Source organism: Oceanicaulis sp. UBA6590, assembly GCF_002433705.1.
In the GTDB taxonomy this organism is placed as follows: Bacteria; Pseudomonadota; Alphaproteobacteria; order Caulobacterales; family Maricaulaceae; genus Oceanicaulis.
This window is the reverse complement of the sequence record NZ_DJIQ01000062.1, coordinates 72,174-84,320: the sequence shown is the minus strand read 5'-3', so window position 1 is coordinate 84,320 and position 12,147 is coordinate 72,174. Positions and strand designations below refer to the sequence as shown.

The following is a 12,147-nucleotide window of genomic DNA, read 5'->3' as shown; positions in this document are numbered from 1 at the left end:
CAGATGGAGACCGCGTCAGATGAGCCTGAGCGCCCACAATGCCCGTCAATGGGATGCGTTTTACAAGACCTCCCAGACGCGCGTGCCCTATACCGACGCCACGGTCTTCGCCCTGATTGCGCTGGCGCGAGATCCGGACGCCGTCGTGTTCGAGTTCGGCTGCGGCAATGCCCAGAATCTCGGCTTCCTGCGCGGGTTGTATCCGGATGCGGCGCTTCTGGGATGCGACGTGTCCGAGCAGGCCCTGATCAAGGGGCGTCAGACCTATGGGCGTCTGGGCCTGTTTGTCAGCGGAGATGCGCTGGCGCTCGCTCCGCAATCCATCGACGTCATCATCGAGCGCGCTACGCTGCAGCATATTCCGAAAGCCCTGGCGGCGGCCTATGTGCAGGAAATGCTCACAGCGCTCAAACCGGGCGGGCGGGCCTTCTTCGAAATCGCCAGCACTGATCACGGCTATGCCCGGATGGGGGACGGCTCGGAGGATCCGGTCTTCGGCCATCGCGTTTTCTACGATCTGGAAGAACTGAAGGCGCTGTTCAAGGGCTTCGATATTGATCAGGTCTTTGACCGCCGCAGGGTTCGCGTGGCTGGGGCCGAGCTGCAAAATGGCCGCCCCGTCTATGACGAAGCGGCCTTTCAGCTTCACCTGACAAAGCCGGCCTAGGCGGCTCTTGCGGCTTCGACTTCCTCAGCCAGCGCCCGCGCGACCTGTTTGAGGATCGCGATCCAGTCCGCATAGCCCTTGCCGAAGAAGGATCGCGCCGTGGGGAACCAGGGCGAACGGCCGGCGCCCATATGGCTCCAGATGCGGCCATGGGGGTGGATATACCAGATATTGCCGCCGGCCGCGGCGCCGAGCGAGGTGGTGGCGTTGGTGGGGCCGATGACGATGTCGCAGGCCTTTGCCAGCGCCGTGACCTGATCGAGGTCATTCTTCAGATCGATGCCGTCCAGCGTGTGCACATCCACGCCGAACTTTGACCTGGCGAAGGCGATATCCTCTTCCGCATCCCCGTACTGCAGGTTCACGAAGGTGACGCCGGGCGTTTTGAGGACAGGCTTCCACAGTTCGAAGGCCGAGAAGTGCTTGGAGCGCTTGGCGTCCATCTTCAGCGACTTCCACAGAATCCCGACCTTGAGGCCTTCGGGCAGTTCCGCCAGCTTTTCACGCCAGTGATCCACGTCGGCTTGCGGCGGGTGAAGTGTCGGCGTCTTGGCGAAAGAGTCCAGCGAGGTCCGAAACGCGCGTGCGGGCTGACCGAAGGGCGTCCAGAAATCGAACTTCAGCCCGTCTTCAAAGCCCGTCACGCCGCGCAAATCCTTGCCTTCGCGCTTGATGGTGCGGTGGGAGCCGACGATGGCTTCGGGATAGGTGGCCTGAACCATGCTCATCAGTCGCTTTTCGACGGCGATGTAAAGCTGGCCGTCCGGGCCGATGGCGTCGATGAGGTCTCGACCGAGCTGCAGGAACAGGATCTCGTCGCCCAGCCCCTGTTCGCCGACCCACAGCACCTTCTTGCCGCGCAATGCATCGACGTCATCGCCATCCCAGCGGGGGGCGTCGATCAGGAAATGGGTGACCTGGGAGTATTCGGGCTCCAGCCGGCTCTTGTAGAGCTCCCAGCCCTCTTCAAGCTCGCCGAGCGCCAGCAGGGACTGGGCCAGTCCATGGGACATGATGATCACGTCCTTCTGGGAGGCGGCGGTCTTCAGGGCCTCGCGGAAATGATGGGCGGACTTTTCCGGTTCGCCCAGGAGCTCATAGGCGAAGGCGGTGTTATGGTGGGCGCGCGCGAAGTCGGGCTGCAGACGCAACGCTTCGGCATAGAAGGTCAGGGCCTGATCGGGTTCGCCCTTTTCGAGCAGCGTCGTGCCGAGAGAATTCCAGAAATCCTTCTCCTCGGGATTGGCGTAGATCGCTGCGCGCAGAATCTCGATGGAATCCTCGAACTTGCCCTGATCTCGCAGGACGCCGGACAGATTGATCACCCCCGCAGGGTGGTTGGGCGCCATCTGCACGAACAGCCGCAGGAATTTTTCTGCCGCCGGCAGCATGTCCAGCTTCCACGCCAGCATGGCCAGGTTGAGATAAATCTCCGAATTGTGCGGATTGAACTGCCAAGCGCGTTCGTAAAATTGCAGCGCCTTGGCCAGGCGCCCGAGTCTTTCCAGACAGATTGCGAGCGCATGGTTCGCCAGAGAGCTTTCCGGCGCAATATCCACCGCATCCAGACACAGCTTGGCGGCTTTCGCCGCTGCGGCGCGATCATCATCGACAATCTTCATGGCGCGCTTGAGCAGGCCGATCGCCTTGGGGGGCAGATTGTCGTCCTTGCTCTTGGCCGAGGACAGGGCGCGCTGAACTTCTGTGGAGGCGGCTTCGTCGCGCCGGCCCTGAATGATGCGCACGGCCTCTTCTTCTCCAGCCGCCAGCTCAGCTTCAAGATCGAGCAATTCGCTCATCACGCATTATCCCTTGCAGTTTACGAGGCCAGCAACGGATGGTTCGATTAAGGTTGTGCTAATAATGAGCGACTGCGGCTCAGCAACGGTTTCTTCACTCTGTCCTGCTTGAGTGGCGAGGTCGGTGACCGTCGGGCCGCGCCGACGATGAAGGGTCAGACCAGCCATGCCGCTAAAGCTTTCTTTGAAGCCGGGTGAGAAGTTCGTTCTGAACGGCGCCGTCGTTGAAAACGGGGACCGCCGGGCGACCCTGGTGCTGCAGAACAAGGCCAGCGTCCTGCGGGAAAAGGACATCATGCAGGAGCATGAAGTCGATACCCCGGCCAAGCGCATCTATTTCCCGGTCATGATGATGTACCTCTCATCAACCAGTCAGGACGGATTATATGACGAGTTCGTCCTGCGTATGACAGAGTTCATGAACGCCGTGGGCTCGTCGGAAGTCCTGTCCGAATGCGTGTCAGTAAGCCGCGAGGTCATGGCGGGGGAGTTCTACAAGGCGTTGCTGCGTTGCCGGAAGCTGATCCAGTACGAAGCCAAGCTTCTGGCTGGACCGGACGGGGCTTAAAGAGGCGAAGCGTTCATGTCGTACCAGGCCTATAAAACCGCATCTTCGCGCACAGAAGATCCGCGTCAGACGGAGTACCGCCTGCTGGGCGAGGTGACGCGCGGGCTCATGGAAGTGCGGGATGCGCCCAAGTCCGAGATTCGCCAGCGCGTTGCAGCGCTGGACCGGAACCGGCGGGTCTGGTCCGCCTTTGCGGCGGATTGCGCAAGCTCTCACAATAATCTGCCCGACTCCTTGCGCGCCGGGATCATCTCGCTGTCCATTTTTGTCTCCAAGGAGACGAGCGCTGCGATGCGCGGCGAGACCGATGTCGAAACGCTGATCGATATCAACCGCACCATCATGCAGGGCCTTTCCCCCTCGGGGGGCTGATCGAGCGGCATTTTTACCCAGCCGGTCGAAATTGCCGGGCCGATCGGGGTGCAAGGGCTTTGCGCCCGCGCGGGCTAATTTCAAGCATCTGAAAAATATACCGTAATTTATGCCGCACCCGCGCAGTGCGCGGCATGGGGATTGCTCTGGCTAGAGCGGGACAAAATGTCCGCCGGCCAAGAACAGGCCGTTCGCTTCCAGAACGGAGGAACCCCACAATGATCGTTTCTGTGAACACCAACTCTGGAGCCATGATCGCGCTCCAAAATCTGAACAAGACCAATATGGACCTGCAAACCACACAGAACCGGATCAACACCGGTCTGGAAGTGTCCAGCGCAAAGGACAATGGCGGCATCTACGCCATCGCCCAGCGCATGCGCTCCCAGGTTTCAGGCTATGGGGTTGTCGGTCAGATTCTGGACCGGGGCGAAGCGACGCTCGACGTTGCGCTTGCCGCCGGCGAAGCGATCTCGGATCTGTTGATCGAGATGAATGAGAAGGCCTTGGCGGCGTCAGACGCATCCCTGGATACGGCGAGCCGCAGTGCTTTGAATGAAGACTTCAAAGCCCTGCGTCAGCAGATTTCCACGATCGTCAGCAATGCCGAGTTCAACGGCGTGAACCTCATCGATGGTTCGACCAACTCATTCGTGGCGCTGGCCAATCAGGACGGCTCGAACACCATCACCGTGAGTGCGGAAAACATGTCGCTCTCCGGCTCGATCGTGTCCCTGTCGGCCACGGCGTCGTTCGCGACCGCCACCCAGGCCAGCAATATCGCCTCTCAGATCGGCACCACGCTGGATTCGGTGAACTCGGCGCTCGCGCGTCTGGGCACCAAATCCAAGTCGCTGGAGATTCACTCCACGTTTGTCACAAAACTTTCCGACGCTCTGGAAGTCGGGATCGGCAATCTTGTCGATGCGGATCTGGCCAAGGAGTCTGCTGAATTGCAGGCGCTGCAGGTCAAGCAGCAGCTGGGCACTCAGGCGCTTTCGATCGCCAACCAGCAGCCGCAGTCGATTCTGTCCTATTTCGGCTAGGGCGAACGGATCGGGCCGGGATTGCTGCCGCAATCCCGGCTTTTTCTTTGCTTCAATATTTCATTAACCAAATCAAACGTCTGGCGACGCGCCTCTGTCGGCAAAAAGTGCCGCGCCCGGCAATATTTGCCTGCTCGAGCCGGCAAGAACTGCCGCGCTGCCCGCGTAGGGTAAACGGATTTCCATGTGCCGCTCGACGAACAATCAATGGCTTAGGGGGTGATCCTGCAGCAAAGGGTGAATCTGGCCCCAGCTTTGCTCCTTAGAACTCGGACCAGAAGGTCTGACGCGCAAAAAGCACGTCACATCAAACGTAGAAACGTTACAGGAGCCAAGAAATGGCGACGATCAATACCAACCCGGGGGCCATGATCGCCCTCCAGAACCTGAACCAGACCAACAAGGATCTGCAGCAGGTTCAACAGCGCATCAACACCGGCCTGGCGATCAGCTCGGCCAAGGACAATGGCGGCGTGTTCGCCATCGCCCAGTCGATGCGTGCAGACGTGGCGGGCTACAAGGCCGTCAACCAGTCGCTGGATCTGGCCCAGTCCACCACGGACGTGGCGCTGGCCGCCGGCGAAGCCATCTCCGACCTGCTGGTCGAAATGAAAGAGAAGGCGCTGGCGTCTGCAGACACCTCGCTGGACACCGCGTCCCGCAATGCCCTGAACGAAGACTTCACCGCGCTGCGTGACCAGATCGGCACCATCGTGGCGAACGCGGAGTTCAACGGCACCAACCTCATCCAGAATGGCGCGACCGACATCACGGCGCTGGCCAATGCGGACGGCTCCAACACCATCACCATTGGTGCGGAAGACCTCAGCCTGACCGGCACCACGATCACTCTGTCCGCTGCGAGCGTCATCAACACGACGACCACCGCGAATGCTGCGGTGTCTGCGATCGAGACCTCTCTGGACAATCTGAACTCCGCGCTGGCCCGCCTCGGCACCGGCTCGAAGTCTCTGGAGATCCACTCCACGTTCGTCAACAAACTGTCTGACGCACTGGAGCGCGGTATCGGCAACCTGGTCGACGCAGACCTGGCGAAAGAATCCGCCCGTCTTCAGTCGCTGCAGGTCAAGCAGCAGCTGGGCACGCAGGCGCTCTCGATCGCGAACTCTGCGCCGAGCTCGATCCTGGGTTACTTCCGGTAATCCCTAAGGCTTCGGAGGCGGGCTCATAGAAAATGGCCCGCCTTCGGAAGTGTCGCACAAAAAGTGCGTCGTACCCGTAGAAACGGAAATTTTGAAGGAGCCAAGAAATGGCGACGATCAATACCAACCCGGGGGCCATGGTCGCCCTCCAGAACCTGAACCAGACCAACAAGGATCTGCAGCAGGTTCAACAGCGCATCAACACCGGCCTGGCGATCAGCTCGGCCAAGGACAATGGCGGCGTGTTCGCCATCGCCCAGTCGATGCGCGCCGACGTGGCGGGCTACAAGGCGGTGGGTCAGTCTCTCGACTTGGCGCAGTCCACTGTGGACGTGGCTCTGGCTGCAGGTGAAGCGATCTCCGATCTTCTGGTGGAAATGAAGGAAAAGGCGCTGGCTGGCGCGGACTCCTCTCTGGACACCGCATCGCGCAATGCCCTGAACGAAGACTTCAAGGCGCTGCGTGACCAGATCGGCACCATCGTGGCGAATGCCGAATTCAATGGCACCAACCTGATCAACGGCACGCAAACCGGCGGCATCTCGGCTCTGGCCAATGCTGACGGCTCCAACACCCTCAATGTGGGTCAGGAAATCATGTCGCTGGGCGGCACCAACGTGACTGTGGCGGCGACGGCGTCGTTCACCACGGCCGCCGCGGCCTCCGGTCTGGTTGCCACCATTGAAACCTCGCTGGACAACCTCAACACGGCTCTGGCCAAGTTGGGCACCGGCTCGAAGTCTCTGGAAGTCCACAAGACCTTCGTGGGCAAACTGTCTGACTCTCTGGAAAAAGGCATCGGCAACCTGGTCGACGCAGACTTGGCGAAAGAATCCGCCCGTCTCCAGTCGCTGCAGGTCAAGCAGCAGCTGGGTACCCAGGCGCTCTCGATCGCGAACTCTGCGCCGAGCAACATCCTGGGTTACTTCCGGTAATCCATAGTGAAATCGGCCGGGGTGTAACGTGGGGTTCCGCCCCGGCCGACTTTCCCAGGTGACATGTCAGAGAGCATAGGGAGAAAGTAGGAGGCGCCGACGCCGCCAAAGCGTCGACGAGAAGAACATGAATATCGGCAACATCTTACCGGTTACCAACGCCCAGGGCGTCGCCCCTGAACCTGATCCGTCAGAGAAGGCTGTCGCCTCGCTGTCGAAACGGGGCCAGATCGGCGGAGAAGAGACCGACAAGTCGGTCGCCGAGCAGGGCTCGGCCGTGGTTCAGAAATCCGCAGACCTCGAACGCATCGAGTCGCTGCGCGATCGTGTGAATGCGAGCCTTCGGACCCGTTTGCAGATCGATCGCGAAGAAGAGAGCGGTAAATTCATCTACCGCCTGTTCGATCCGGAGACCGGCGAGGTCATGCGGCGCTGGCCGCCAGAGAAGTATCTCGACCTGATCGCCTTCCTGAAGGACCAGCAGGGCGGCGTGGTGGATGAGCGGGTCTGACCTGTCGGCAGATTTGAACCGGCGCATCGGCAAAAATTAACCATGCAGGTCGTCGGCTGCGGATCGCAGCTCGACGAGATTTTGATTCAAAGCATTGTTTTAATTGCGACTTGAGCGCTCTGGCCGAACTGGCCCATGGATTGCTCCTAACTGTGATGAGCGGCCGTCGAATGCGGCGCAGAATTGCAATCGGGAGAAGACCAATGGCGCTCAGCGTCCACACCAACACCTCGGCGATGATCGCCCTGCAGAACCTCAACAAGACCAATGAGGACATCCAGGGCGTTCAGAACAAGATCAACACCGGCCTGCGCGTTGCGGGCGCGAAGGACAATTCCTCGGTGTACGCTGTGGCGCAGGGCATGCGCTCGGATATCGGCGCACTGGGCTCGGTGAAGTCCTCGCTCGACCGGGCGGTCTCGATCGGCGACGTGGCCATCGCGGCCGGGGAGTCCATCTCAGACCTTCTCATCCAGATGCGGGAGAAGGCGACCGCGGCGCTGGACCCTTCAATCGACACCTTCTCCCGTCAGGCCTATGACAGCGACTTCAAGGAGCTGCTGGATCAGGTGCAGGTCATCCTGACCAACGCCGAATTCGACGGCGCCAACCTGCTCAATGGCTCCCTGACGAACGGCATTGCCTTCCTCGCCGATGCGGACGCGACGCGGTCCGTGACGCTTGAAGGCCAGAACCTGTCCATCTCCGGAGCCATCATCACCCTGGCCAATAACGCCAGCCTCGGGACCGTAACGCTTGCGGGCAATGTGGTCAGCGCCATCCAGACCAGCCTCGACAATGTGAACCAGGCGCTGGCCAATCTGGGCTCAGACCTCAAGAAGATGGAAGCCCACCGCACCTTTGTGGGCAAGCTGACTGACAGTCTGACCGAAGGCGTGGGCAATCTGGTGGACGCCGATCTCGCCAAGGAATCCGCACGCTTGCAGGCCCTTCAGGTCAAGCAGCAGCTGGGCGTTCAGGCGCTGTCGATCGCCAACTCCGAGCCTCAGATCATCCTCAATCTTTTCGGCGGCTAATCGCCTTTCTGACATCACCACCACGGCGAACCGTCCGACTTCTCCCGATGTCGGGCGGTTTGTTGTTTTCAGGGCGGGGCGGACTCAGCACACTCTGATGCGAAGCCTCAGGGAGCGGATGGAATGAGCGACGGCTTTCTGCCTTACGGACGCCAGTGGATTGACGACGCGGATATCGAAGCCGTCACGACCTGCCTCAAGTCGGACTATCTGACGACGGGACCTGCCGTCTCCGCTTTCGAGCGCGCGTTCGCGACTGTCGTTCAGGCGCCCCACGCCGTGAGCTGTCACTCGGCCACGGCCGGTTTGCACCTGGCTTATGACGCGCTGGGGCTGGGGCCGGGCCAGTGCGCCATCGTGCCCGCGATCACCTTTGTCGCCACCGCCAACGCCGCACGGTATTGCGGTGCGGATGTCATCGTGTGCGACGTGGATCCCGATAACGGACTGATGACGCCGGACACGCTGTCTGAGGCGCTGCAGCAACTGGTGGGCCGTCCGGGCCTGGTCGCGCCGGTCCATCTGGCCGGCGTTCCCTGTGACATGCCCGCACTTGCTGAGCTGGCGCGGGCGCACGGCCTGTCGGTCGTCGAGGACGCCTCCCACGCGGTCGGCAGTCTGGATGAGGCCGGCTCGCCCACGGGCGCATGCCCGCATTCTGACGCTGCCGTGTTCTCCTTCCACCCGGTCAAGACGCTGGCCTGCGGGGAGGGGGGTATGGTGACGACACGGGATGCGGCGCTGGCCGAGCGCATGGCGCTGACACGCTCTCACGGCGTCGTGCGCGAGGCTGACCGGTTCGAACGGTCCGCAGGCGCGGACGAGCCCTGGTGGTATGAGATGCAGGCGCTGGGCTGGAACTACCGCATGCCCGACATCAATGCGGCGCTCGGACTGTCCCAGCTCAACAAGCTGGAGCTGTTCGCGTCCCGCCGACGCCAGCTGGCGCGCGCCTATGACGATTTGCTGGAGGGGCAGGGGTCGCTCCTGGCGCCGTCTGCCGGGCGCGCTGGCGTTGATCCCTGCCGGCATCTCTACAATATCCGGATCGATTTTCAGGCCCTCGGCAAGCCGCGCGCCCAGGTGATGACCGAGCTGCGCGAGCAGGGTATCGGGACCCAGGTTCACTACATCCCTGTGCACCAGCACCCCTATTATGTGCGGCTGAACGGGGAGCGGACATTGCCGGGAGCCGAGCATCATTACGCGCGCACGCTGTCTTTGCCGCTCTATCCGATGATGGCGGACGAAGACCCGGAGCGGGTGGTTTCAGCGCTGAAGGTCGTTCTGGGGCTTTAGGCGGGACGCTTTTCCATCAGCGCCCAGGTGGGGTTGTCCAGACCGCTGGTGCGTTTCCAGGCAAAGCCGTCAGCCACCACTTCAAGGTCCTTGAACCGGTCCAGGAAGAAGCCTGCAAAGTCGCGCTTCCACAAATGGTCGGTCATGCCGCGATAGACGAGCTCGACGGGATCCGGATTGAAGTATTCCGACACCAGGATGAAACGCCTGGAGACGCGATACATCTCGTCGGCGACCTGACCGAGATTGTCAGGATGGACGTGGATCAGCACGCCATTGGTGAAGACCAGATCCATGCTCGCGTCGTCAAAGGGCAGATCCTCGCCGCGGCCAGCGCGGATATGGCTCTCGGGCAGCACGCCATCCTTGATCACGGTTTCGCGGGCGCTGTCATTGGGCTCGATCGCGAACAGCTCGGCGTCGCACAGGCGCTGGAGGGCGCGTTGATTGAGCCCCAGATTGCAACCGACTTCGCAAATCGTCTGCGGTTCACGCGTGCCAAAGGCGTCCAGCCAGCGCGACCACAGACGGGTGCGCGCCCGGATGCGGAATTCCTCCGGGCTGCAGCGCTGGGTGTATTCGTCGCCGAATTCGCCCGACCAGGTGTTCACGGGATCATGGGACATGGATCAGGCCTTCAGGGCGAGTTTTTCGTTGAGGATGCTTTGCAGCGCCCGCGCATCGAGGCGCTCGGGGTTGGAATCGGACTGGTATTCAAAACCTTCGGGCACCGGCACGGCGCCGTCAGCGAACCATTCCGCCCGCAGGCGTTCTGAATTGTGCGGCAGGATCACATAGCGATCCTCCAGCTCCACCGTGGCGCGGGAATCGTCCGCCGGCACCATGACCTCGTGCAGCTTCTCGCCGGGGCGGATGCCAACCATCTTGTGCGGCAGGTTCGGCGCGATGGAGCGAGCCAGATCCACCGTGCTCATGGACGGGATCTTGGGCACGAAGACCTCGCCGCCCTTGGCCATTTCCAGCGCGGACAGCACGAAGTTCACGCCCTGCTCGAGCGTGATCCAGAAGCGCGTCATGCGCGGATCGGTGATGGGCAGATGGTCTGCGCCTTCGGCTACCAGCTTCTTGAAGAAGGGCACGACCGACCCGCGTGAGCCGACCACATTGCCATAGCGCACGACCGAGAAGGTCGGGCCGTCTTCCCCGCCCATATGCTGGGCCGCGGTGAAGATCTTGTCAGACGCCAGCTTGGACGCGCCATACAGATTGATCGGGCTCGCCGCCTTGTCGGTGGACAGGGCGCACACATGCTTCACGCCGCGCTTGATCGCCGCGCGGACGACATTCTCGGCGCCGAACACATTGGTGCGCATGCATTCAAACGGATTGTACTCCGCGATCGGCACGTGTTTCAGCGCAGCCGCGTGAACCACGACATCCACGCCGCGCATGGCCATGTCGAGCCGGCCCTCATCGCGCACATCGCCGATGAAATAGCGCATGAAGCGGTGCTCTTCGGGATTGAAGCGCTGGGCCATCTCGTACTGCTTGAGCTCGTCGCGCGAGAACACGATCAGCTTTTTCGGCTTGTACTCGTTGATGACGGTCTGGACGAAATGATGCCCGAAAGAACCCGTGCCCCCCGTGATGAGGATGGTCTTGCCATTCAGGTCGATGCGGGGGCTGCGAAAGTCGCGCCCGAGAAACAGGCGATCCACGTCATCAGACGCGCGTTTCGGGCTATTCGGCGGCTGGCTCATCGAGACGACTTTCCATCATTCATGGATCAAGTATTCAGGCCACGATCAGTGGTGTCGGTTAACGGCCCGTTAGGCGGGTAAAACTGATACTGGGATTCGAAGGAAGCGACAGCTTTCCAGCCTCGGGGGACATGATGGGCGCGACAGTGATCGTACAGGCGGGGGGCGGCCTTAACGCCTTGCCCGACCGCGAGCTTGTCTTCCTGGGCGACCGCTCTGCACTGGCCTGCACGCTGGAGCGCGCTCGCCGCATTCCCGGCGTAGACCTTGTCGTCTGTGCGGCGCCGGATGATCGGGACCATGATCTTGTCGCTGAAGAGGCCGCAGATTGCGCCGTCATGGTCGTGCGCGGCCCTGCGGCTGACCCTCTGGGACTGATGGCTCAGGCGGCGCGGGAGGCGGAAGCGCAAACCGTGGTGCGCATCACCAGCCAGTGCCCGCTGATCGATCCGGTGATCGCTGGAGGCGTTCTGGCGCTTCTGACTGACGCCAGCGCGGATTACGCCTCCAACACCATGCCGGCGCGTTTTCCTCATGGGCTTGATTGTGAAGCGTTTTCAGCGATTCTCCTGGCGGAAGCCGATCGCAGGGCCGATACGCTGGCCGAACGCCGCTCGGTGACCGGCTGGATCCGCCGCCATCACGGATTGACCCGCGCCAACCTGACCGGGCCGGGCGGCGGGCTGGAGCATTTGCGCTGGATGCTTGAGACGCCGGAGGACGCCGCCTTCCTGCAGGCGCTGTTCGCCGAGCTGGGAGGCAAGGCCCTGATGGCGAGCGCAGCGGAAATCGCGGCGCTCTGCCTGCGGCGCCCTGATCTGAGCGAGCTTAATGCCGACCGGGTGGATTATGCACGCCTGGTGTCCTCTGAGCGCGCCAGCGTTGAAACCCGCCCCATGCGGTTTCCCTTCGCCGCATAAAGGCTTGCCGGGGCGTTTACTCTAAATCCTAACGATTTGTTTGCTCGTCGGGGCGTAATCTGCCTTTCGATGCAAAAGGTGCGTCGTTCGTTCGGGATTCAGGCTGTAG

General features: G+C 61.7%; 13 protein-coding genes. 10 read left to right on the top strand and 3 right to left on the bottom strand.

The window, feature by feature from the left end:
- The first annotated feature begins 19 nt into the window (after positions 1–19).
- The gene (locus B2Z70_RS12640) at positions 20–667 is read left to right on the top strand and encodes a class I SAM-dependent methyltransferase (protein WP_292983681.1); all 648 of its coding nucleotides are present in this window, start codon (positions 20–22) and stop codon (positions 665–667) included.
- Here B2Z70_RS12640 and B2Z70_RS12635 read toward each other — a convergent pair.
- Complete coding sequence (locus B2Z70_RS12635) at positions 664–2,466, bottom strand: tetratricopeptide repeat protein (protein WP_009801399.1); 1,803 nt, start codon at positions 2,464–2,466, stop codon at positions 664–666. The genes B2Z70_RS12640 and B2Z70_RS12635 overlap by 4 nt on opposite strands.
- Positions 2,467–2,632: 166 nt before the next feature.
- Between B2Z70_RS12635 and flbT the strand changes: the two genes are divergently transcribed.
- From flbT to pseC, 8 genes are all read left to right on the top strand, one after another.
- A complete protein-coding gene (flbT, locus tag B2Z70_RS12630; protein ID WP_009801398.1) occupies positions 2,633–3,034 on the top strand; it encodes a flagellar biosynthesis repressor FlbT in 402 nt (133 codons plus the stop codon).
- 15 nt (positions 3,035–3,049) lie between these two features.
- On the top strand, positions 3,050–3,406 hold the full coding sequence (gene flaF / locus B2Z70_RS12625) for a flagellar biosynthesis regulator FlaF (protein ID WP_009801397.1): 357 nt from the start codon (positions 3,050–3,052) through the stop codon (positions 3,404–3,406).
- Positions 3,407–3,627: 221 nt separating this feature from the next.
- Positions 3,628–4,452, top strand: a complete 825-nt coding sequence (locus tag B2Z70_RS12620) for a flagellin (RefSeq protein ID WP_440959889.1) — start codon at positions 3,628–3,630, stop codon at positions 4,450–4,452.
- A gap of 338 nt (positions 4,453–4,790) precedes the next feature.
- Positions 4,791–5,615: a flagellin gene (locus tag B2Z70_RS12615; protein WP_292983677.1), complete on the top strand. Its 825-nt coding sequence runs from the start codon at positions 4,791–4,793 to the stop codon at positions 5,613–5,615.
- Between the two features lie 107 nt (positions 5,616–5,722).
- Entirely contained in the window at positions 5,723–6,550 is an 828-nt protein-coding gene (locus tag B2Z70_RS12610; RefSeq protein ID WP_009801393.1) for a flagellin, read from the top strand.
- 127 nt (positions 6,551–6,677) lie between these two features.
- On the top strand, positions 6,678–7,061 hold the full coding sequence (locus B2Z70_RS12605; protein ID WP_009801392.1) for a flagellar protein FlaG: 384 nt from the start codon (positions 6,678–6,680) through the stop codon (positions 7,059–7,061).
- A 203-nt stretch (positions 7,062–7,264) separates the two neighbouring features.
- A complete protein-coding gene (locus B2Z70_RS12600; RefSeq protein WP_009801391.1) occupies positions 7,265–8,098 on the top strand; it encodes a flagellin in 834 nt (277 codons plus the stop codon).
- A gap of 123 nt (positions 8,099–8,221) precedes the next feature.
- Positions 8,222–9,397, top strand: a complete 1,176-nt coding sequence (gene pseC / locus B2Z70_RS12595; RefSeq protein WP_292983674.1) for a UDP-4-amino-4,6-dideoxy-N-acetyl-beta-L-altrosamine transaminase — start codon at positions 8,222–8,224, stop codon at positions 9,395–9,397.
- Here the strand turns inward: pseC and B2Z70_RS12590 are convergent.
- Both B2Z70_RS12590 and pseB read right to left on the bottom strand, forming a co-directional pair.
- On the bottom strand, positions 9,394–10,023 hold the full coding sequence (locus tag B2Z70_RS12590) for a pseudaminic acid biosynthesis-associated methylase (protein WP_009801389.1): 630 nt from the start codon (positions 10,021–10,023) through the stop codon (positions 9,394–9,396). The two genes, pseC and B2Z70_RS12590, sit on opposite strands and share 4 nt — an antisense overlap.
- A gap of 3 nt (positions 10,024–10,026) precedes the next feature.
- The gene (pseB, locus tag B2Z70_RS12585; protein WP_009801388.1) at positions 10,027–11,118 is read right to left on the bottom strand and encodes a UDP-N-acetylglucosamine 4,6-dehydratase (inverting); all 1,092 of its coding nucleotides are present in this window, start codon (positions 11,116–11,118) and stop codon (positions 10,027–10,029) included.
- Positions 11,119–11,249: 131 nt separating this feature from the next.
- Between pseB and B2Z70_RS12580 the strand changes: the two genes are divergently transcribed.
- Positions 11,250–12,038, top strand: coding sequence for a glycosyltransferase family protein (locus tag B2Z70_RS12580; RefSeq protein WP_292983671.1), 789 nt, complete (start codon positions 11,250–11,252; stop codon positions 12,036–12,038).
- Positions 12,039–12,147 lie beyond the last annotated feature (109 nt).